Raw genomic sequence first — 19,859 nt, 5'->3', positions numbered from 1 at the left:
TGTCGGCTCTAGTCTTCTTAGAATCCGCTTTTTGTGATGTGTTTTTCTTACTTTTACGCAGCAGCGCCACTCTTAATTCCTCATATTCATCGAGATTAAACGCCCTTATCATACCAAGGGCAAAACAAAGCAGGCAACTCGTTTTGCCAGAATGTTGATAGATTAACGGTTGGGCTTGTAGCTAGCAGCGCTTCTCAGGTAGAATGGCGCAAGTTTATTTGCTATTAAAAAACTAACATAAGGAAACTTAAGATGAATAACGCATTTTATGATCATTTACGTCAAGGGATTAATGAAATCAAAGAAGCAGGAACTTACAAAGGTGAGCGTATTATCAACTCACCGCAATCTTCAGATATTACCCTTAAAAATGGGGAGCATGTTATTAACTTTTGTGCGAATAATTATCTAGGACTTGCCGATAATAAGGACTTAGTGGAAACTGCTAAAAAAGCATTGGATCAATATGGTTATGGCGCGGCATCTGTACGCTTTATTTGTGGCACACAAACGCCACACAGAGAGCTTGAAGACTTGATCAGTCAATATCTAAAGATGGAAGAGACGATTGTGTTCCCATCATGTTTTGATGCTAATGGTGGCGTGTTTGAATCTATCTTGACTGCTGATGATGCGGTGATTAGTGATGCGTTAAATCATGCCAGTATTATCGATGGTGTGCGTTTGTGTAAAGCGATGCGTTTTCGCTATAAAAATAATGATATGAGTGATCTTGAAGCGCAATTGCAAGCAGCTGATGAGAAAGGTGCGCGCTTTAAGCTCATCGTCACCGATGGCGTTTTCTCAATGGATGGTATTATCGCCAATTTACAAGGCGTCTGTGATTTGGCGGATAAGTACAATGCACTTGTGATGGTGGATGACTCGCATGCCACGGGTTTTATTGGTGAAGAGGGGCGTGGCACACCAAGTTATTGTGGTGTTGAGGGTCGAGTTGATATTATCACCAGTACGTTGGGTAAGGCACTGGGGGGCGCCTCCGGTGGTTTTGTATCAGCGCGTGCGCCAATTGCTGAGATGTTAAAACAAAAGGCACGTCCTTATTTATTTTCAAATGCGTTAGCACCGATGATTGCAGCGACATCAATGGCAGCGATTAAGTTGGCGATGAGCTCAGATGAAAGACGTGATGTGTTGCAACGCAACCAAAAACACTTCAGACAAAAAATGACCGCAGCAGGTTTTGATCTGATTCCTGGTGAGCATCCGATTATTCCGGTGATGTTATATGAAGAGAAAAAAGCGGCTGAAATGGCGGAGAAGTTACTTGAAAAAGGTATTTATGTCATTGCGTTCTCGTATCCTGTGGTGCCTAAAGGTTTAGCACGTATTCGTACACAAATGTCGGCAGCGCATACGTTGGAGCAGATTGATAAAACAGTGCAGGCATTTACTGAGGTTGGTAAGGAAATGGGGATTATTTAAAATGCAAAAAGTTCAAAAAATGCAAAAAACGATGAAGGCATTATCTAAGCTTAAAGCTGAGCCAGGTATCTGGATGACTGAGCTGCCTGTTCCTGAAGTTGGGCATAATGATGTATTGATCAAAGTCAAAAAAACAGCGATTTGTGGCACAGACCTGCATATTTATTTATGGGATGAGTGGTCGCAAAAAACAATCCCAGTACCGATGGCAGTTGGACATGAGTTTGTCGGTGAGATTGTCGATTTAGGCTGCGAAGTTAAAGGCTTTAAAATTGGTGATCGCGTTTCAGGTGAAGGGCATATTACTTGTGGGTTTTGTCGCAATTGTCGCGCGGGCAAGCGTCATCTATGTCGCAACACTGTTGGTGTTGGGGTTAATCGTCAAGGTGCGTTTGCTGAGTATTTAGCGATTCCTGCAGAGAATACCTTTAAAGTGCCTGATTATGTTAGTGATGATATTGCCAGTATGTTTGATCCTTTTGGTAATGCGGTGCATACCGCGCTATCCTTTGATCTTACCGGTGAAGATGTGTTGATTACAGGTGCCGGTCCGATCGGCATTATGGCAGTGGCGATTGCGCGTCACGTCGGTGCTAAGCATATTGTCATTACTGATATTAATGATTATCGCTTAGAGCTAGCAAGACAAATGGGCGCAAGTGTTGCCTTAAATGTCAAAGACTATAAAACAGCAGCGGAACAAGCTAATGCGCTAAGAAAGACGATGAATAAGCTTGGCATGACCGAAGGCTTTGATGTTGGTCTTGAGATGTCAGGGCATCAAGCGGCAATTAATGCGATGATTCAAACAATGAATAATGGTGGCAATATTGCTTTGTTAGGCATTGGTGGTGTTGAAGTTACCGTGCCATGGAATGATATTGTTTTTAAAGGCTTGCACTTAAAGGGTATCTATGGTCGTGAGATCTATGAAACTTGGTACAAGATGGCAAGCATGGTTGGCTCAGGCTTAAACGTAAACCCTGTGATTACACACCAATTCGATGTTGATAATTTCTTAGAAGGGTTTGAACTGATGAAGTCAGGGCAGTGTGGTAAAGTCATTTTAAACTGGGCATAAATCTAATAATTTATATTTTATACCCATCATAAATCATTTTGCGGTGTTTAGTTGCAAAGCAGTTTGTGAGGATTTTGCCAAGTTGGGTTGCAGGTAATAGCTAGGACTATTGCCAAAATTCAACTTGGTAAAAGCGCGGGAAGTGCAAAGCAAGCAATTCTGTAAAATGGTTTGTGCTGGGTATATATTTCTTGCTTTTTGCTTACTTTTATTATCGAATGTTCCCCTTTCTAGGGAAAACGATTAGAGAAACATATGAAAGTATTAAAAGGGCAAGGTAGTGTCCTAACTATCGCAAGTCTGACTGAATTTGGTGAGCGCTATAGCTACTACGTGATCCAGTCATTACTTATCTTCTTTTTGATTCACAAATTTAATTTACCTGAAGCAAAGGGTGCATCTCTTGTCGGTACGGTGCTTAGCATGGTATATATCTCAGCATTGGTTGGTGGGTATATCGCCGATAAGCTCATCAGCTATTACCGTGCGGCAACACTTGGTGTGGCGTTTATGATTGCTGGGAGCTTAGTGTTAGCCGTTGCAAGCTCTGAGAACTTACTTTTTCTGGGTCTTTCATTTATTTCAATTAGTACGGGATTGATTAAATCAAATATAAGCTCATTTATCGGACGCTTTTATGATAAGACCAATGCGACAGAAGGGCAGCGTGATTTTGGTTTTAATATCTTTTATGTTGGGATCAATTTAGGGGGCTTTGCTGCATTATTTGTTGCTTCTTACTTAAGTGAAACCTATGGCTTTGCCGCGCCCTTTTATTCAAGCTTGATCGTGTCGATACTGGTACTGATCAATTTGATCGTTGGCTTTTTTATTTTGGCAAAGCACATTAAAGAAGTGAAAATCAATTTAGCCATTGTCGCTAAAACCATTCTAATCTTAGCAGTGTATTTTGTGGTGGTCTTTCTGGTGTTAAAGAATCCAATCATTGCCAATGTTGCCATTACAGTTGCAGGACTAGGGTGCTTTATCGTTATGCTTGTCTCAGCGCAAAAAAAATACTGGCGTAATGTCATTGTTGCTTTTATCTTTTTTGCCTTATCCATTTTGTATTGGGCACTATTTTTTCAGATCTTTATTTCAGTGTTGCTGTTTATCTCAAAAGGAGTGAATAATAACTTATTGGGTTGGCATATCTTAGACTCGCAGTTTTTAAGCTTTGAATCGGTAGGAGTCTTAATCTTTGGCTTTTTTATGGGGAAACTGTGGTTGTCATTAGAGCGCAAAGGCAAATCCGTGCAGGATATTGATAAGTTTAATATTGGTTTTATCTTACTTGCCGTTGTTTTCTTAATTATTTGGATTGGTATTCAGTTAACACCTAAAGGTCAAGGAGTTCCTGCGATATATATGATCGTAGCCTTTTTAATTATGGCAATCAGTGAGCTATCATTATCAGCAATTGGTTTGTCACTTATCACAAAATTAGCACCACCTAATTATGTTTCTTTATATATGGGAATCTGGTTGGTAACCCTTGGTATTGGCGGAAAACTTGCCGGTGTCATTGCCCAGTGGGCACCTGTGACTGGTGATATCCATAGTATTAAAACTGGAATGTCTGAAGGTTTGCAATTGTTTATTGTCTTAACGATAGTTGGTGCTTTATTATGTTTAGTGTTAAGACGGTTTGTTATTGCTAAGCGATAGTTAACCTTTTCTGGCGCCAAATACGATAGACAGTAAAATCAGTAAGGTACCAATGCCTTGTACCAGTGTGATATACTCGCCTAAGAAAATAAATGAAAATGCCAATGTTGAGATCGGCATTGCCGCAGTAACAAGTCCTGCAGTACTGGCACTCACCTGATCGCATCCCATAAACCAAAATAGATAGAATAAAGCAGAGGCGACTGATACTAAGAATAAAACAAAATAAGCATTAAAGCTTAAACCAAGTAACTCATGCCAGTTAGCGAAAAACAATAGTGGAATCATCGCAATGGCATTGATTAAATTCATCAAAAATGCCGATTTAACGGCGGGTAATTGAGTGTTTTTAAACTTGCTAATGACATAATAAAGTGCCTCGGGAATCATCGCTAAAAAGATGATCATATCTCCAATAATTGATAGTGCCGAGAAATCATGACTTGATAGGCTTGAGCCATTAATCGCAATTAAACCAATGGTGGCAAAGAGGATACAAAGTGCTTTAAAACGAGTAATGCGTTGGCGGAAAATAATAAAAGATAAAATAATAATCATCGCCGGCAGTGTGCTGGTAATAAGTCCTGCCATACTGGCACTGGTGAATTGAATCCCTGAGAGCATCAAAAGATTAAAGAACATGCCTGCACATAGCGCTTGCACGATCAATATCAACCAATTTTTCTTGTTAAGCGATGAAATGGTGCTTTGTGTAGTATTATTTTTTTTAATAAAGGGCATGCATGCCAAAAGGACAAGGCTGCCAACAATAAAGCGTATTTCAAGTAAGGCAATAATCGATAAGTGTGATACCAAAAATTTGGAGCCGGTGATATTAACCCCCGTCACCATTTGCGCAACGATTAATGATAAGATGCTCCACATAAATCCTCTCCCAATATTGGCTTATTATGATCTGGTGATATTTAGTGGCGCCCAGCTTTGGCAAGTTGGCATTACCTCAAGTGTGTTGATATTAATATGTTGAGGTAATGATGTCGTGAAATAGACAATCTCAGCAATATCATGTGCAAGCAATGGTTCAGTTTGATCATACACTTGATTGGCTTTTTGAGCATCTCCCTTAAAGCGCACTACGGAAAACTCAGTTTGTGCAAGCCCTGGTTCAATATTGGTGACACGAATGTTTTTGCCCTGAAGATCAGAGCGTAACGCACGCGAAAACTGTTGAACAAACGCTTTGCTTGCACAATAGACATGTCCACCAGGATAGGGCCAATTCGCAGCAATCGAGCCTATGTTTACAATGTGACCACAATTATTATCAAGCATCAATGGCAATATGCGCTTGGTAACATATAACAGACCATTAATATTGGTATTAATCATCGTTTCAAAATCAAGCTCATCGGCGTCTTGAAAAGAGGATAAGCCAAGTGCTAGACCTGCATTATTAATCAAAATGCCAATGTTTTTCATCTGTTCAGGTAGTGTACTGATGACTTGATCAATAGCATTTTTATTGGTGACATTAAGCTCAGCAACATGAATGGGATAGTCTTGATTGAGTGTTTTAGCTAATGCTTGTAAATGCCCAAAGCGGCGCGCGGTTAAAATGACTGGGTGACCGTTGGCATTATATTTACGTGCCATTTCAGCACCAAAGCCCGAGCTTGCGCCTGTTATAAACACAACAGGTTTAATGTTGGTAATAGATGATTTAGTAGGTTTGTCATGCATGATGTGTCGACCTTGGTTTGTCGGTGAGTAGAGACAAAGTGTACGAAAAAAAAGTGCAACAATCATCCCTGTTGATCAGCTTTTTTGATACCATAGCGAGAATGAATCATTAGCTTTGTTTAGTCGTATTAATGCAGCTTGATAGTTTAGTAATTTTTAAAAATCGCCCAGCACGTGTCATTGGGTTTGTTGATAAGAAAGTTGAAATTCAATTAGAAGATGAAAAAACCGTTAAATTGCCTGAGAAAAATCTGCTGTTATTACATGATGGTGGCTTTAAGAAATTTGAGGTATTAACTGCGGATTTAGGTGAGGGTGAGCTCATTGATGCTTGGGGATTGTTGCAAGGTGCTAAAACCAATTATGGTGAATTGAGTGAGCTTATTTATGGTGAGTATAATTGCACAACAGTTTATGGCACGTGGCAAATTGTGCAAAAAGGCTTACATTTCTTCGCGCATGAAGATGAGATTGGGGTTAATACGCCTGAGGCGGTAGATAAAATTGTCAAACAAGCACAAGAGAAAGCACAAAAAGCACAAGCATTAGAGAATTTTATCACGCGCTTAAAACAAAAAACCTATGCTCCAGAAGATGAACCTTTTGTTAAAGAGTTGGCATCCTACGCTTTGGGACAAACGGCAGGCTGTCGTTTTTTTAAATTAATTGACAAAGAAGAAACGCCAGTTAATGCCCATGCATTGCTGCTTGATATTGGCTATTGGGATGAGTTTGTTAACCCCTATCCCATGCGGTTAGATGTGGCTTTACAAGCACCTGTTTTTGAGTTGCCTGAAATGCAATCTGAATCGCGTGTTGATTTAACCCATTTAGCAAGTTATGCAATTGATGATGAGGACAGCCACGATCCAGATGATGCGTTAAGTTTTGATGAAACAACGCAAAAACTATGGGTGCATGTTGCAGATCCTGCGAGTTTGGTGGGTGTTGATGGTGAGATTGACAAAGAAGCACGCGCTCGAGGGAGCAATCTTTATCTACCTGAAGGCGTCATTCCAATGTTGCCACATCAGATTACTGAGGACTTGGCACTGGGTCTTCATCCAACATCTCCAGCTTTATCAATTGGCTTTAAGCTAATCGATGGTGAGGTTAAAGATATTGAGATCGTATTATCAACCATTAAGGTAACACGCTTAAGTTACCAGGAAGCCGAGCATAAATTAACTGAGGCACCATTTAGTCATTTTGTACGTTTTTCTAATGAATTTAGCAGCTATCGTCGAATGCATGGTGCTGTTGAGCTGCAGTTTTCAGAAGTGAAGCTCAAATTGCGTGATAAGAAAGTTGATATCATTCCTTTGGCAACATTACAAAGTCGCAATATCGTGCGCGATGCGATGTTAATGGCAGGTGTGGCAGTTGCCACTTTTGCTGATCAGCATGAGATCCCATTGCCTTTCTCAACACAGCCAGAGCATGATCTAAGTAAAGAAGAGCAAACACCTCAATTGATGTCGGAAATGTTTGCTGTTAGAAGACGCTTACAAAAAGGACAATACAAAAGTAGTGCTGATAGGCATGCAGGCATGGGACTTAATGCCTATGTACAGGCAACTAGTCCATTAAGGCGCTATTTGGATATGGTGGGACACCAGCAGTTAAGACGATTTTTAAAATCTGAAACTTTGTTCACTGGTGAGGAGATTCTCATGCGCATTGGTGAAAGTGAATCAGGCATTAAAGCCGCGCGTCAAGCAGAGAGCTTTAGTAACAATCACTGGAAATGTGTCTATTTGATGCAAAACCCTAACTGGCAAGGTGAGGCGATAGTGATTGAGAAACAACAAGGCAATCGCGTTACTGTTTTTATTCCCGGTTTATCATTGATCAAGAAATTAACATTGGCAGAGTCTGCAGAGCTAGATACAACGATCACAGTGACCTTAAGCGATGTGAAGCTTGCAACACAGGATATTTATTTTCGGGTTTAAAATATTTTTAGGGTAAGTTCTTTTTTGCCAATAATGCGGCAAATTCTATAAATGGTTTCCAAACTATAGGATGCTTTTGCTTTTAAAATTCGATTGGCTTGAGATTTACTAGTTCCTAGTTTTTCTGCTAAGCCTTCAAGCGTTAAACCTTGCGAATTTTTATACTCCATAACATCACTAGCAAGCTCTTGACGGGCAATAATTGCTTGGCTTTCAATAGTGGTATCTATTTCAATTGCTGAAATTTCTTCTTTTGAGAGGAGTTCTTTTTTTAGGGTTTCGGAATCAATAAAGTCATATTTACTCATTTTAGCCTCCAATTAAATCTTTAAGAATGCGTTTTGCCTTCTCAATATCTTTTGTCTGTGTTTTCTTGTTACCAGCCCATATGCAGCGGTAAGTTTTGCCATCGAAATAAAAGTAGTAGATTCTGGTACCTGTTGGCGTTCTCAACTCTTTTAAATGTTTGTTACCTTGAATATCTTTTTTATAAGGTAAGCTTAGCTCATGTCCAAACATTCGTAGCAGGTCTATTACTTTGTAAACTTTTATCAGCTCACTTTTGCTAAGTGCTTTAAGGTATTTAACTACCTCAACTTCAAGTTCAACCTTGTATTTATAATTCATTGACTATTTCCCAAAATAAACCAAAAGAATTGTAACTTATAATAGTTCCAAAATTGGTACTTTTCAATGTTTTTATGAATAGCTAAATGTGCTATGATCCCATTTGTGAGAAAAATTAAAATAATATGCCTTAGAATATGCAGTCCACTAATTCATTGATAAAAGTTATTAACAATGTACAAACAAAAGATCGTGCTCGATTAATGATGCGTTTCAGCGAGCTTGCCAAAGCGCATCATACGGATAATGATAAATGGCAAAAATTGCTCACTGACGCGGATCAATCCAAAGAAAAGGTGGCACTGCGTCGCACGAGCATGCCTAAGATTAATTATCCTGATTTGCCAGTTAGTCAGCGGGTTGATGAGATTAAAAAAGCTATTTGTGATAACCAAGTGGTGATTATCGCCGGTGAAACCGGTTCGGGTAAATCAACGCAATTACCCAAAATTTGTCTTGATTTAGGTTTAGGTGCCAAAGGACTGATTGGACACACGCAACCAAGGCGTCTGGCAGCGCGCTCGATTGCCAATCGTTTAAGTGAAGAAACCAATATGCCACTCGGGCAAGGCATAGGTTTTAAGATTCGTTTTAGTGATCAAACCAATGACAATACCTTTATCAAGGTGATGACCGATGGTATTTTGTTAGCGGAAATTCAAAATGATAAATATCTTTCGCAATATGAAGTGATTATTATCGATGAGGCGCATGAGCGTAGTTTAAATATTGATTTTCTATTAGGGCATATCCATCAGATTTTAAAAAAACGTCCCGATTTAAAGCTTATTATTACTTCAGCGACGATTGATCAGGCGCGTTTTGCTGAGCATTTCAATGCGCCAATTATCGAAGTCTCGGGACGAACTTATCCAGTTGAGATTCGTTATCAAGATCCATTAGACTTTGAGGATGAGCTATCACAAGCGGATCAAATTTTGCGTGCTGTGCATAGTTTACATCACGAAAAACCAGGTGATATTTTGGTGTTTCTCGCAACGGAGCGTGATATTCATGAAACAGCAGAAGTATTAAGAAAAGCGCAATTAAGACACACCGAAGTTTTGCCATTATTTGCGCGATTATCTAATGCTGATCAAGATAAGATATTTAATCCTCGCGGGGTTGGTAGGCGGATTATTTTATCAACAAACGTTGCCGAGACCTCATTAACGGTGCCTGGTATTTGCTATGTGATCGATAGTGGTGATGTGCGTATTAGTCGCTATAGTTATCGGACTAAAGTGCAACACTTGCCGATTGAGCCAATTTCACAAGCCAGTGCCAATCAAAGAGCGGGACGCTGTGGACGCGTGGCTGAAGGAATTTGTATTCGACTTTATTCAGAAGAAGACTTTCTATCACGTGCAGCATTTACCGATCCTGAGATTTTACGTACGAACTTAGCGTCAGTTATTTTACAAATGGAAACCTTAAAGCTTGGTAATATCGAGAAGTTTCCCTTTTTAGAAAAACCAGATTCACGCATGGTCAAAGATGGCTATCGTTTGCTGCATGAGATAGGCGCGTTGACTGAGCACAGCAAAAAACATCATCTGCAAATTACGCCAATCGGGCGACAAATTGCCAAGTTTCCATTAGATCCACGTTTGGCGCGAATGCTTGTCAGTGGTGCCAAACTTGGTGTTTTGCGTGAGATTCTGATTATTGTCAGCTTTTTAAGTATTCAAGATCCGCGCGAGCGACCGATGCAATTTCAACAAAAATCAGATGAAATGCACAAGCAAGATCACCATCAAGACTCAGATTTCTTGGGTGTGGTGAATCTATGGCAACGTTTTAATGCTGAAACTAAAAGCTTATCTCATCGCTTAACACGTGAATATTGCAAAAAGAATTTCTTATCTCCTTTGCGAATGCGTGAATGGCGTGAGGTTTATTTCCAACTGCTGAATCTAGCGAAGACCTTTAAGTGGACAATCTCAGAAAGTGAATCAAGCTATGCACAAGTCCATCAAGCACTATTATCAGGGCTATTAGGCTATATTGGCTTTAATTATGAGCTTAAGGAATACTTAGGCGCTCGCGGTATGAAATTTTATATATTTCCTGGCTCATCGCAGTTTAAACGCACACCAAAATGGCTGTGTGCTGCTGAAATTACTGAAACGACGAAGCTCTATGCGCGCATGGTTGCTAAAATCGATCCTGCTTGGTTAGAATCTATTGCTGAGCACTTAACCAAAAAGCATTATAGTGAGCCGCATTGGAGCCAAAAGCGTAAAGCAGTGATGGCAAGCTTGCGTATTACGTTATATGGCTTAGATATTGTGGTTAATCGCAAGGTGCAATATAGTGATGTTGATCCACAAGTCTCACGTGAGTTATTTATTCGTCATGCTTTGGTGTATGGTGAGTTTGCAACAAATGCTGAGTTTTTCCAAAAGAACTTGAGTCTATTAGAAGAAGTCGAAGACTTGGAGCATAAGGCGCGTAAACGCGACATTGCCATTGATGAGGAGACTCTATTTAGTTATTACGATAAATTGATTCCAGTAGATATTAATAATGGTGTGGTATTTGAAAAATGGTATCAATCTTTATCAAAGCTTGAGCGTGAGCAGCTGATCTTTGACAAAAGAAGTCTGATGCAGCATGAAGCGCATGAGGTAACTGATAACGCATATCCTGATTTCTTTGATTTTGGCGGATTTCAGTTACCGTTGAGTTATCATTTTGATCCCACAGCAAAAGATGATGGCGTAACGATGACGGTACCTTTAGTACTCTTAGATCAAATCGATGCCAATCAATGTGATTGGCTTGTTCCTGGATTATTGGAGGAAAAAGTTATTGCTTTGATGCGCGCACTTCCTAAGAATATCCGTAAAGCGTGCGTACCAGTGCCACATTATGCTCAAGCGGTCATTGAGGCGATTGATATTGATTTAGCGGCTAACTTCTATGATATTCTAGTGCGTCAACTCGTGCGTATTACCGGTATTTCATTTGACTCAAGTGTTTGGCAGGATGCGGCTATTGAGGCGCATTTATATATAAATTATCGTGTGGTTGATCCTCAAAACAAGGTGCTGGCTGAAGGGCGTGATCTAAGCGTGATTCGTGATAAATTGCGTGGTGTTGAGCGTCCACAGGTAAGCGCGGCTAAAAAGAACAATGATACACTTTATCAAGCGTGGGATTTTGGTGAGATTGCCTTAACGCGTGATGTCACAGAACACAGTATTAAATTGAGCGTTTATCCATGTGTTGAGACACGTGAGGATGGTGTGGTATTGACACATAAATCAACCCTACTGGAAGCGGAAATCGCCACAAGGCTTGCAACACGTAAGCTGTTGATGCTTTTCTGTTCACATATCAATCGCACGTTAGTTGAACGTATCGCGCATAATAAGAACTTACATTTATTATTTAGTCTTATCAAAGAGACGAAATGGCAAGATGAGTTAATTGCCAAAGCCTATGATATTGCCTTTGCGATTGAGCAAAAGCCTGTGGTGCGCACGCGCGGGCAGTTTAATGCGATGTATGATGCAGGAAGAGGTCAGTTGGTATCAACGATCGAAAATCTATGCAGTGATATTGAAGCCTTGATGTTAAGCTATCAAAACTTACATAAATTACTTAATCGCAAGAAGTTGCCTTTTGATTTATTAGCACTTTACCAAGAAGTGCGCAGTATCGTTGATGGTTTGGTTTATAAAGGTTTTATTGTTAAAACACCTTATCATTGGTTACAGCGTATTTCACTCTATCTACAAGCACTTAGTAATCGCTTGGATAAGGCGCCAAGGGCAGCAAAACAAGATCGCCAGTATCAAATTGAACAAGAGGAACTCACTCATTTGCTTAAGCAGAAAATGCAGCAAAAGGGCGTGATTAATACCCTTGAGATTGATGAGATTCATTGGCTTATGTATGAGCTATGGATCTCATGGTATAGTCAGGATGTTAAAACCATTGAAACGGTGTCAACAACGCGATTGAAAAAGAGAATTCAAGCATTGTAATATGCCGCCCGCAAAGCATTTGGTTTTACAGAATTTCTACTGTTGAACTTCTCGCGCGCGTGAATGATTGAGTTTTTGCAGCTAAATTCAAATCAACAAACACATAGCCGGTAGTTTGCTAAATTCTTGCAAAAAGTCGGGAAATTTCAGTTGCTCTAAAATAGTGATGACCCTGCCGATGATAAAAAGAGATCACCTTGCAGTATATAGATGATGAGAAGGGAGGGAGTATACTGCAAGGTAATTTCATGGTCTCAAGGTTACGATCACAGGACATACTGAAAGAGAAGGGAGAGAGAAAAAAGTTTGCTCTGTGATCGTGATCCCCTTGAGTGATGTCAGTATCACAAGCCAATATTAAGGTAAGCTTAAGATATTAAAATAATTTTAAAAAATTTTCTCATACTCAAAAAGATCAAAGAAGCATGATCTGTATTTGCTTTCTAGCAAGGGCTTTGCTAAAAGATAAGGTACTTAGTTCTAAAAAACATGTGATAGATTATGCGGACAATAAAAAAATATCTTGCGGTTCCGGTTTTTGTTTTGTTGGCTGCAGGTTTAAGTGTTGCAGACACTACTGCTAAAGCAAATGATCAGGCTAAAGTAGAAGATAATCCAGCAACACAAAGCTGCTCAGCAAAAACCAGTGATTGCAATTTTGGTAGCAACTGGGAGTTGTTTAAACAAAATGTGTCAGATACAGCAAGCTCAGGAACGCAAGTAGCTAAAGATGCTGCCAATAAGGCGGGCGACTATGCGCAGCAGGGTTGGGATAAAACAAAATCAGCAACCGCTGAAGGTTGGCAAAATACTAAAGATGCTAGCAATGATGCTTGGGAGAAAACTAAAAAATTAGCAGCTGAGGGCTGGCAAAACACCAAAGAGGCTGCACAAAAAGGCGCTGAAAAAATAGATAACTATTTTAATGCAAATGAAAATGATAAGCGTAAAGCCCAAGAGCCGACGAATTCAAAAAATCAAGCGCAATCACAAGAAAATAATTGATAAAATTATGCTGAACTTGCTGGCAATTCATGCGTGTTGGCGCTATCTTTGAATTATTCAAAGTTGACTTACAAACCCCCACGATACTCGTGGCTATACAATGGAGGACTGCACTATGCAAATTCAAATTACAGGTCGTCATTTAGAAGTTACCCCTGCATTAAAGCAATATGTCGATGAAAAGTTGAGTAAGCTTGACAATCACTTTGACCATATTATTGCTGCACGCGTTATTCTGTCGGTTGAGAAAGGCAAGCAAATGGCTGAAGCCGTGATTAATGTGCCAGGGACTGAGTTTGTGGCTAAGTCAGACTCTCAAGATATGTACGCAACGATTGATATGTTGCAAGATAAGCTAGATGCTCAAGTAAGAAAGCATAAGCAAAAATTAAAAGATCATCGTGCTGAACGCCCTGAAGCTGAAGCATTAATGGCTGATGATGAAGTAGTGGATATTGACGAGGAACGTTGATAGAATAACGCACCATTTCGTTGAATAATCAACCATAAACCTATGAATTTCTTATCTTCGTTTATTTCTCCGCAACGTGTTATTAACAAAGCAGCCTTGCAAAGTCAAAAGCGCGTTTTCGAGGTATTAAGCCAGTTATTAAAAGATGATGATATTGATATCACTTCGGATACGATTTATCAGAAACTTTTTGAACGTGAGCGTATTGGTAATACTGCTATCGGCAAAGAGGTTGCCGTACCTCATTGCCGAATTGAAGGTTTAACAATGACGCGCTTGGCTGTATTAACCTTGGAAGAAGCCATTGAATATGGTGAGGAAGATCGTAAAGTTAGTATCATAATTGCCGCAATTTTCCCTCAGAATGTCAATGATGTACATATTAAGTTTATGGCTGAATTAGTGAAGTTTCTGAAGCAGGAAGGCGTGCTTGAGAAAATCAAAGAAGCCAATTCAAATGAAACGCTTTATCAGCTTTTTTTAGGTAATGCTTAGCCCTGTTAATACATTAAGAAAAACAATGCAATATTGGCATGCAAGCTTTGTGACTAATAATATAGGTACAGGATTATTGGTCATTGGTCCGCCAAATGTTGGTAAAACCGAATTATGTGATTATTTAATTAAGTATTTGGATTTTTATCTTGTGGCAGATGACTTGGTGAGAGTCGCTCAAATTAATGATATTTACCAAGGAATCTTATGTAATGAACAATATTTTGGTGTTATGCATCATAAAAAGAAAGGTTTTATTCAAGTTGAAAAAGCACTAGATCAGGCTGTCATTAGCCATGTGGTCTATTTATATCGTCAAGAGAAAGATCCCAAATATATTAACAAAGCACAAACCTTAGCTTTACCTTTGATTGAAATGGATGTCTTTAATAAAGCTTGGCATGAGTGTGCTAAGCAGTTGCAAAATAGATTAGGGTAAATACGAAAGCTTTGGTAAACTGAGCAAATTATGATGAGTGGAAATGGTAAAAATTGCGTGAATAGTGCATCCAAATCGGTTGTGCTCTTGGCTGGTGTTTCTGGTGCTGGCAAGTCAACTGTTTTGAGTATATTGGAAGATCAGGGCTTTTTCTGTATTGAAAATCTGCCTTTATTTTTATTGGAAGAAACGCTTGCGTATGTTTTAAGCAATCCGCAATACAAACAAAATATTGTCGTTTCATTGGCTCCTCATTCATTTTTAGGCAATGATACGTATGATGTTAAACGCTTACAGGAAAAGTATCGTGTGCATCTTGCCTACTGGTATATCGAAGCCAGTAGAAATGTACTGATAAAACGCTATGATGAAACACGTAGACGTCATCCTTTTTCTGATAAAACAACAACGCTAGAACATGCAATTGATACAGAGTTTACGATTCTGGAAAGCTATGCGAGTATTGCTGATTATACGTTGGATACAACCAACTTAAGTTTGCAAGAGCTTAGAGAAATCGTTTGTCAAAAGCTCCTAGGTAAAGATCAATTATCCAGTCAGATTAAGATTTTTTCCTTTGGCTTTAAATATGGGATGCCACAAAAGGCCGATTATCTTTTTGATGTCAGGAGTCTGCCTAACCCCTATTGGGATAAACGTTTACGCCTGCAAACAGGGCTTGATGTTGATGTGATTGAGTATTTGCAAAAGCAGCCACAAGTGTTAGAGATGATAGCTGATATCAGCAAATTTGTTTTGAAGTGGTGTGAGCTACAACAGCAGCAAGGCAAAAGCTATATTGATGTGGCGATTGGTTGCACAGGTGGTCAACATCGATCGGTATATATTGTTGAGCAGTTGGCTGATCAATTAAGAGCAAGTTTCAATAATGTGATTGTGAGTCATAGGGAGTTAAAAGGATGATTGGAGTTGTACTGATTACGCATGGTCGCATTGGACAATCCATGCTTGAAGTAGCGACGCGTTTGGTTGAGATTCAAAAAGACTATATCCAAGTGGTATCTTCCTGCTCATATGATCAGCCAGAATTGTTGGTGCGTGTTGAAAACGCATTCAAAAGCATGCCTGATTGTGATGGCTTTTTGGTGTTGACAGATCTTTTTGGTGCAACGCCAACGAATGTGACACAATCATTTATGCGTGCATATAATCTAGCCGTTATTACAGGGCTTAATATGCCGATGCTTTTAAAGGCATTGACATATCATAAGCAGGCGCTATCTTTAGATGAGCTTGCAGGAAGAGTTTATGACGCATCAAAAGCATGCATCGTATTAGAAGAAGGTGATAAGTGAAAGAAACACAAATGAAAGAGATTGATTTGGTATTGATTAATCAATTAGGGTTACATGCGCGAGCAGCCTCAAAGTTGGTTAATTTAGCCCTTCGCTTTGGTAGCGAAATTGAGGTGGAAGTTGTCAAAACCGGCGTTAAGGCAAACTGCAAAAGTATCATGGGGTTAATGATGCTTGGAGCAAGTTGTGGGACATCGATTCGATTAAGTGCAGAGGGTGATGATCAGGAAGAAGCATTAGATGCCATCAGAGTGCTAATTCAGGATCGATTTGGCGAAGAAAGTTGAAAATTAATAGAAATCTTAAGCTTGACTTAAGTTTACATTTTTAGAATGTGTCGCATTATTGAGTTTTTATAAACCTAGACAAAAGAGGAACAAGTCATGGCAAATCAGTACACAGGAAGTTTTGAACACATTATTCAGCAGAAATACAACTGCAGTGCACGAGAAGTATTAGAGCGTTGCGCAGATGAGGGGATGACCTATCAAGACGCTGAGAAGATGCTTGGATTTAAGCATGGTACGATTCGTAAATGGGCAAACCGTTTTGATATTAAGTTAAAATCGGGTATCGTTGAGAAAACAGTTAAGCGCGATAGTTTTATGAAGATGTTTAAGCAAAAAGGCTTAAATAAGTACAATGTCTTAAGCCGTTGCTGGGGTGTTAAAAAGCGTAAGCTTGCATTTATCTCAACAAATGGCTAATTAAGCGAATTAATAAAGCAGCATATACCACGCATAAGTCACCATAAATACAGTAATTACTAATAATAACAGTCCTAGAAAAATATCTGGGACGCGTGTTTTGTAGCTGATTATTTCAACGGCAGTAATGTTTTTCCGATTTATCGCAAAGCGCACTGATGAAATAATGATGATGACAACCGCGATAAGCATGATTAAAATGCCAATGATTTCAGCGGATTGTGACATCATGTTACTTGCTCTTACACCAACCCCTTTGGCCATAATGCGTAAGAAGATATCAAACTTCTCAATTAAAAAACCAAATGCCATGAGGGCAATTGCGGTTCTTACCCAAGATAAATACGTACGTTCATTCGCAGCGTGATCATTGAAGTGTTCTATCATACTAATCCTTAGCTTAGTTCTTACATTCAACTTAGTCTGAGTCTAGACGATATTATTGTTGTTTTCCCTGATATTTATTGCATTACTTGTCTGACAATTTATGATTGGCAATTGTTAGTGACAAGAATATAGGAAGTTATGATGCATAAATCAAAGAAAGTAGCCGTGTTATTAGCAGGATGTGGTGTTTATGATGGTAGTGAAATTCATGAGGCGGTGTTGACATTATTATCTTTATCAAAACGTGGTATTGAATATGAGGTAGTTGCGCCAAACATCATGCAGCATCATGTGATCAACCATATAACTGGTGATGAAATGGTTGAAGCACGCAATGTATTGGTTGAGGCAGCACGTATTGCGCGCGGTGAGATAAAGGATCTATCTTTAGTCAATGCAGATGAGTATGCAGCATTGATTATCCCAGGTGGCTTTGGTGCGGCTAAAAATCTATGTGATTTTGCCTTTAAGCAAGATAGCAGTTTTGTTGTTGAGCCAATTGTTTCAGCATTTATTAACAAGTTTAAAAATGCACATAAGCCCGTTGGCTTTATCTGTATTGCTCCTGTTATTGCCTCAGCAATATACCCCAATGTGATGTTAACGATTGGCAATGACCAAGCAACGGTTGATATTATTGAGGGTAAAGGCGCTAAGCACGTTAATAAATGTGTTACCGAGGTTTGTATTGACCAAGGAAATAAAGTGGTAAGCACACCTGCGTATATGCTAGGTCAAAGTATTGCAGAAGTTGCATCAGGAATAGATCACTTAGTTGAAGCGGTTGTGTCTTTGATTGCAGATCGTGTTGTCTCTGCATCAGCAGAAGTTAAATAAAATCTTTTAACGCGTGGATTAATCGCGGTAAGCATGGCATAACTTGAGGTGCCTATGTGTTTGGCAACATCATCAACTAATAAATCATGGTTGCCAAACAACGTGACATTATCACCAATATAAATATCTTTATTCATGCCAATATCAATTGCCATAAGATCCATCGAGACTTTGCCGGCTGTTGGATAAAGCTTGCCGTTAATTGCCACCTTCGTGCCGTTAGGAGCAGCTTGTGGATAACCGTCACCATAACCAATTGTCACAATGGCGATTTGGGTTTTTACTTTGGCAATGTATTGGCGGTTGTAACCAACAGAATCCCCCACATCAATGGATTGAATCGCAACAACATGACTATGCAGCGTCATCACAGGCTTAAGTGTGCACCTTAATAATGGATGTGCGGCAGCACATGCACCATAAAGCGCTAAACCAATGCGAATGGTGTTGGTATTGAAATCATTATTATTTAAAAGTGAGGCAGCTGAGTTAAAGGCACTGATATGCGTAAATGATTTATCTTTGATTAATGCTTGAAAGCGTTGTAGTTGCTTTAATGTAAAAGATTGATCACAAGATTCTGATTCTGCTAAGTGGGTTAGTGCATTGATGGGTTTACAATATGATTGTGCTTTGTGATAAAGCACTTCAAACTCATCTTCTGATAACCCCAAGCGGTTCATTCCTGTGTTAACTTTAAGCCATATCTCAGCGTGCTTACTTTGAAAGTACTCATCAAGTAGCTCGTATTGATAGGCGCTATGGATAATTGGAATAAGTCTGTAGTCAATGAGTGTTTGTACCATGTCTTTGGAGAAAAAGCCTGAAAAAATAATGACCTTGGTTTTCTCAATCCCTGCCAAGATAAGCTCGATACCTTCCTCAACACTGGCAACACCAAAATATTCGCATAAACCATCTAATGCCTTAGCAATTTCAACGGCTCCATGACCATAGGCATTTGCTTTGAGCATAATAATCATGGATTTATTTACATGCAATGCACGGATATTGGCAAGATTTTCCAATAGATGAGAAATATTAATATTCGCAAAGGCCCGTAAATTGTGATGTTTTGCTGTCATGGCGATAATGTTAAAGGCTAGTAAATCAATTGATTAGACTAGGATAACGCCTTTTGCTCTAAGCACAAGCGCTTATTCGCTAAAAGAAAGTTTTGTAATGTTTTTAATCCTGACTCTGTTAAATAAGCCTCAGGGTGATATTGGATGCCATAAATAGGTAAGTGTTTATGTGCAAATGCCATCAGTTCGTTATGTATCGTCAGTGCGATGGGTTGTAAATCATTGCTTAAGCTGTCTATATCAACGATTAGCGAGTGATAGCGCGTTACTGTCAAAGGCGATTGTAGCCCTTGGTAGAGTGAGTGATTGATAAAATGAATTAAACTGCATTGTCCATGCATGATATTGGCTGCATGAATAACTTTGGCGCCAAAGTACTGCGCTAATAACTGATGACCAAGACAAATACCTAAAATAGGTATATTACTGTCAATGATGCGTTTGATTTGAGGGTATAAATGCGTTAATTCATCAGGGTGCCCAGGTCCTGGCCCTATAATTACTGCAGTAAATTGGCTGTAGTCAATCGATTGATCAAGTTGATCTGATTTGAATGAGATAATTTCTTCACCCAACTGGGCAAAATAATCCATCAAAATATGGGCAAATGAATCGTAATGGTCAATAAACAGTAACATCTTAA

Annotated in this window: 21 protein-coding genes; 14 read left to right on the top strand and 7 right to left on the bottom strand. The window is 39.3% G+C overall.

Features of this window, described 5'->3' with window-relative positions; translation table 11 throughout:
* Nucleotides 1-252 precede the first annotated feature (252 nt).
* From NYP54_RS03405 to NYP54_RS03395, 3 genes are all read left to right on the top strand, one after another.
* On the top strand, nt 253-1,446 hold the full coding sequence (locus tag NYP54_RS03405) for a glycine C-acetyltransferase (RefSeq protein ID WP_283157172.1): 1,194 nt from the start codon (nt 253-255) through the stop codon (nt 1,444-1,446).
* Between the two features lie 31 nt (nt 1,447-1,477).
* Entirely contained in the window at nt 1,478-2,527 is a 1,050-nt protein-coding gene (gene tdh, locus NYP54_RS03400) for an L-threonine 3-dehydrogenase (RefSeq protein WP_283157512.1), read from the top strand.
* A gap of 255 nt (nt 2,528-2,782) precedes the next feature.
* Nucleotides 2,783-4,195: a peptide MFS transporter gene (locus NYP54_RS03395; RefSeq protein ID WP_283157171.1), complete on the top strand. Its 1,413-nt coding sequence runs from the start codon at nt 2,783-2,785 to the stop codon at nt 4,193-4,195.
* Here NYP54_RS03395 and NYP54_RS03390 read toward each other — a convergent pair whose 3' ends face one another.
* Both NYP54_RS03390 and NYP54_RS03385 read right to left on the bottom strand, forming a co-directional pair.
* Nucleotides 4,196-5,080 carry a DMT family transporter gene (locus tag NYP54_RS03390; protein ID WP_283157170.1) on the bottom strand — a complete coding sequence of 295 codons (885 nt, stop codon included), beginning with the start codon at nt 5,078-5,080 and terminating at the stop codon, nt 4,196-4,198. It abuts the gene before it with no gap.
* 24 nt (nt 5,081-5,104) lie between these two features.
* A complete protein-coding gene (locus NYP54_RS03385; protein WP_283157169.1) occupies nt 5,105-5,896 on the bottom strand; it encodes an SDR family NAD(P)-dependent oxidoreductase in 792 nt (263 codons plus the stop codon).
* A gap of 131 nt (nt 5,897-6,027) precedes the next feature.
* Between NYP54_RS03385 and NYP54_RS03380 the strand changes: the two genes are divergently transcribed.
* Nucleotides 6,028-7,851, top strand: a complete 1,824-nt coding sequence (locus NYP54_RS03380) for an RNB domain-containing ribonuclease (protein WP_283157168.1) — start codon at nt 6,028-6,030, stop codon at nt 7,849-7,851.
* Here the strand turns inward: NYP54_RS03380 and NYP54_RS03375 are convergent.
* Both NYP54_RS03375 and NYP54_RS03370 read right to left on the bottom strand, forming a co-directional pair.
* Nucleotides 7,848-8,159, bottom strand: a complete 312-nt coding sequence (locus NYP54_RS03375; RefSeq protein WP_151193415.1) for a helix-turn-helix transcriptional regulator — start codon at nt 8,157-8,159, stop codon at nt 7,848-7,850. The two genes, NYP54_RS03380 and NYP54_RS03375, sit on opposite strands and share 4 nt — an antisense overlap.
* Before the next feature lies 1 nt (nt 8,160).
* A complete protein-coding gene (locus NYP54_RS03370; protein ID WP_283157167.1) occupies nt 8,161-8,478 on the bottom strand; it encodes a type II toxin-antitoxin system RelE/ParE family toxin in 318 nt (105 codons plus the stop codon).
* Nucleotides 8,479-8,615: 137 nt separating this feature from the next.
* On the opposite strand from NYP54_RS03370, the gene hrpA reads away from it, so the two are divergent.
* The 9 genes from hrpA (at nt 8,616) to NYP54_RS03325 (ending at nt 16,907) form a co-directional block, all read left to right on the top strand.
* The gene (gene hrpA, locus NYP54_RS03365) at nt 8,616-12,473 is read left to right on the top strand and encodes an ATP-dependent RNA helicase HrpA (protein WP_283157166.1); all 3,858 of its coding nucleotides are present in this window, start codon (nt 8,616-8,618) and stop codon (nt 12,471-12,473) included.
* Nucleotides 12,474-12,974: 501 nt separating this feature from the next.
* Nucleotides 12,975-13,478 (top strand): hypothetical protein, encoded by a 504-nt coding sequence (locus tag NYP54_RS03360; protein ID WP_283157165.1) that lies wholly within the window; start codon nt 12,975-12,977, stop codon nt 13,476-13,478.
* Nucleotides 13,479-13,593: 115 nt separating this feature from the next.
* Complete coding sequence (gene raiA, locus NYP54_RS03355) at nt 13,594-13,950, top strand: ribosome-associated translation inhibitor RaiA (RefSeq protein ID WP_117002939.1); 357 nt, start codon at nt 13,594-13,596, stop codon at nt 13,948-13,950.
* A gap of 42 nt (nt 13,951-13,992) precedes the next feature.
* Nucleotides 13,993-14,445: a PTS sugar transporter subunit IIA gene (locus NYP54_RS03350; RefSeq protein ID WP_283157164.1), complete on the top strand. Its 453-nt coding sequence runs from the start codon at nt 13,993-13,995 to the stop codon at nt 14,443-14,445.
* A 25-nt stretch (nt 14,446-14,470) separates the two neighbouring features.
* Nucleotides 14,471-14,884: a hypothetical protein gene (locus NYP54_RS03345; RefSeq protein ID WP_283157163.1), complete on the top strand. Its 414-nt coding sequence runs from the start codon at nt 14,471-14,473 to the stop codon at nt 14,882-14,884.
* Nucleotides 14,885-14,941: 57 nt separating this feature from the next.
* The gene (gene rapZ, locus NYP54_RS03340) at nt 14,942-15,808 is read left to right on the top strand and encodes an RNase adapter RapZ (protein WP_283157162.1); all 867 of its coding nucleotides are present in this window, start codon (nt 14,942-14,944) and stop codon (nt 15,806-15,808) included.
* The gene (locus tag NYP54_RS03335; protein ID WP_117002943.1) at nt 15,805-16,200 is read left to right on the top strand and encodes a PTS sugar transporter subunit IIA; all 396 of its coding nucleotides are present in this window, start codon (nt 15,805-15,807) and stop codon (nt 16,198-16,200) included. The genes rapZ and NYP54_RS03335 overlap by 4 nt, the downstream gene beginning before the upstream one ends.
* Nucleotides 16,197-16,487, top strand: coding sequence for an HPr family phosphocarrier protein (locus NYP54_RS03330; protein WP_224742239.1), 291 nt, complete (start codon nt 16,197-16,199; stop codon nt 16,485-16,487). The genes NYP54_RS03335 and NYP54_RS03330 overlap by 4 nt, the downstream gene beginning before the upstream one ends.
* Nucleotides 16,488-16,583: 96 nt before the next feature.
* A complete protein-coding gene (locus NYP54_RS03325; RefSeq protein ID WP_117002944.1) occupies nt 16,584-16,907 on the top strand; it encodes a hypothetical protein in 324 nt (107 codons plus the stop codon).
* Nucleotides 16,908-16,916: 9 nt separating this feature from the next.
* Here NYP54_RS03325 and NYP54_RS03320 read toward each other — a convergent pair whose 3' ends face one another.
* Nucleotides 16,917-17,294, bottom strand: a complete 378-nt coding sequence (locus NYP54_RS03320; protein WP_283157161.1) for a DUF202 domain-containing protein — start codon at nt 17,292-17,294, stop codon at nt 16,917-16,919.
* Nucleotides 17,295-17,435: 141 nt separating this feature from the next.
* Here NYP54_RS03320 and elbB point away from each other — a divergent pair, with 141 nt between their 5' ends.
* The gene (elbB, locus tag NYP54_RS03315) at nt 17,436-18,131 is read left to right on the top strand and encodes an isoprenoid biosynthesis glyoxalase ElbB (protein WP_283157160.1); all 696 of its coding nucleotides are present in this window, start codon (nt 17,436-17,438) and stop codon (nt 18,129-18,131) included.
* Here the strand turns inward: elbB and alr are convergent.
* Together alr and NYP54_RS03305 are read right to left on the bottom strand one after the other, a co-directional pair.
* Nucleotides 18,062-19,216 (bottom strand): alanine racemase, encoded by a 1,155-nt coding sequence (alr, locus tag NYP54_RS03310; protein ID WP_283157159.1) that lies wholly within the window; start codon nt 19,214-19,216, stop codon nt 18,062-18,064. The genes elbB and alr overlap by 70 nt on opposite strands.
* Nucleotides 19,217-19,254: 38 nt before the next feature.
* Nucleotides 19,255-19,854, bottom strand: coding sequence for an aminodeoxychorismate/anthranilate synthase component II (locus NYP54_RS03305; RefSeq protein ID WP_283157158.1), 600 nt, complete (start codon nt 19,852-19,854; stop codon nt 19,255-19,257).
* Nucleotides 19,855-19,859 lie beyond the last annotated feature (5 nt).

Origin of the sequence: Cysteiniphilum sp. QT6929, from assembly GCF_030035755.1 — a bacterium.
In the GTDB taxonomy this organism is placed as follows: domain Bacteria; phylum Pseudomonadota; class Gammaproteobacteria; order Francisellales; family Francisellaceae; genus Caedibacter; species Caedibacter litoralis.
Note: the sequence above shows the minus strand (reverse complement) of the source record. Positions and strands in the feature narration are given on the sequence as shown.

What these genes read in the sequence shown, in the direction of transcription:
- NYP54_RS03375 (WP_151193415.1), bottom strand. Translation starts at nt 8,159, where the DNA reads ATGAGTAAATATGACTTTATTGATTCCGAAACCCTAAAAAAAGAACTC.
- NYP54_RS03325 (WP_117002944.1), top strand. Translation starts at nt 16,584, where the DNA reads ATGGCAAATCAGTACACAGGAAGTTTTGAACACATTATTCAGCAGAAA.
- NYP54_RS03370 (WP_283157167.1), bottom strand. Translation starts at nt 8,478, where the DNA reads ATGAATTATAAATACAAGGTTGAACTTGAAGTTGAGGTAGTTAAATAC.
- NYP54_RS03350 (WP_283157164.1), top strand. Translation starts at nt 13,993, where the DNA reads ATGAATTTCTTATCTTCGTTTATTTCTCCGCAACGTGTTATTAACAAA.
- NYP54_RS03360 (WP_283157165.1), top strand. Translation starts at nt 12,975, where the DNA reads ATGCGGACAATAAAAAAATATCTTGCGGTTCCGGTTTTTGTTTTGTTG.
- NYP54_RS03385 (WP_283157169.1), bottom strand. Translation starts at nt 5,896, where the DNA reads ATGCATGACAAACCTACTAAATCATCTATTACCAACATTAAACCTGTT.
- raiA (WP_117002939.1), top strand. Translation starts at nt 13,594, where the DNA reads ATGCAAATTCAAATTACAGGTCGTCATTTAGAAGTTACCCCTGCATTA.
- tdh (WP_283157512.1), top strand. Translation starts at nt 1,478, where the DNA reads ATGAAGGCATTATCTAAGCTTAAAGCTGAGCCAGGTATCTGGATGACT.
- NYP54_RS03320 (WP_283157161.1), bottom strand. Translation starts at nt 17,294, where the DNA reads ATGATAGAACACTTCAATGATCACGCTGCGAATGAACGTACGTATTTA.
- NYP54_RS03405 (WP_283157172.1), top strand. Translation starts at nt 253, where the DNA reads ATGAATAACGCATTTTATGATCATTTACGTCAAGGGATTAATGAAATC.
- hrpA (WP_283157166.1), top strand. Translation starts at nt 8,616, where the DNA reads ATGCAGTCCACTAATTCATTGATAAAAGTTATTAACAATGTACAAACA.
- NYP54_RS03380 (WP_283157168.1), top strand. Translation starts at nt 6,028, where the DNA reads ATGCAGCTTGATAGTTTAGTAATTTTTAAAAATCGCCCAGCACGTGTC.
- NYP54_RS03335 (WP_117002943.1), top strand. Translation starts at nt 15,805, where the DNA reads ATGATTGGAGTTGTACTGATTACGCATGGTCGCATTGGACAATCCATG.
- elbB (WP_283157160.1), top strand. Translation starts at nt 17,436, where the DNA reads ATGCATAAATCAAAGAAAGTAGCCGTGTTATTAGCAGGATGTGGTGTT.
- alr (WP_283157159.1), bottom strand. Translation starts at nt 19,216, where the DNA reads ATGACAGCAAAACATCACAATTTACGGGCCTTTGCGAATATTAATATT.
- NYP54_RS03305 (WP_283157158.1), bottom strand. Translation starts at nt 19,854, where the DNA reads ATGTTACTGTTTATTGACCATTACGATTCATTTGCCCATATTTTGATG.
- NYP54_RS03390 (WP_283157170.1), bottom strand. Translation starts at nt 5,080, where the DNA reads ATGTGGAGCATCTTATCATTAATCGTTGCGCAAATGGTGACGGGGGTT.
- NYP54_RS03395 (WP_283157171.1), top strand. Translation starts at nt 2,783, where the DNA reads ATGAAAGTATTAAAAGGGCAAGGTAGTGTCCTAACTATCGCAAGTCTG.
- NYP54_RS03345 (WP_283157163.1), top strand. Translation starts at nt 14,471, where the DNA reads ATGCAATATTGGCATGCAAGCTTTGTGACTAATAATATAGGTACAGGA.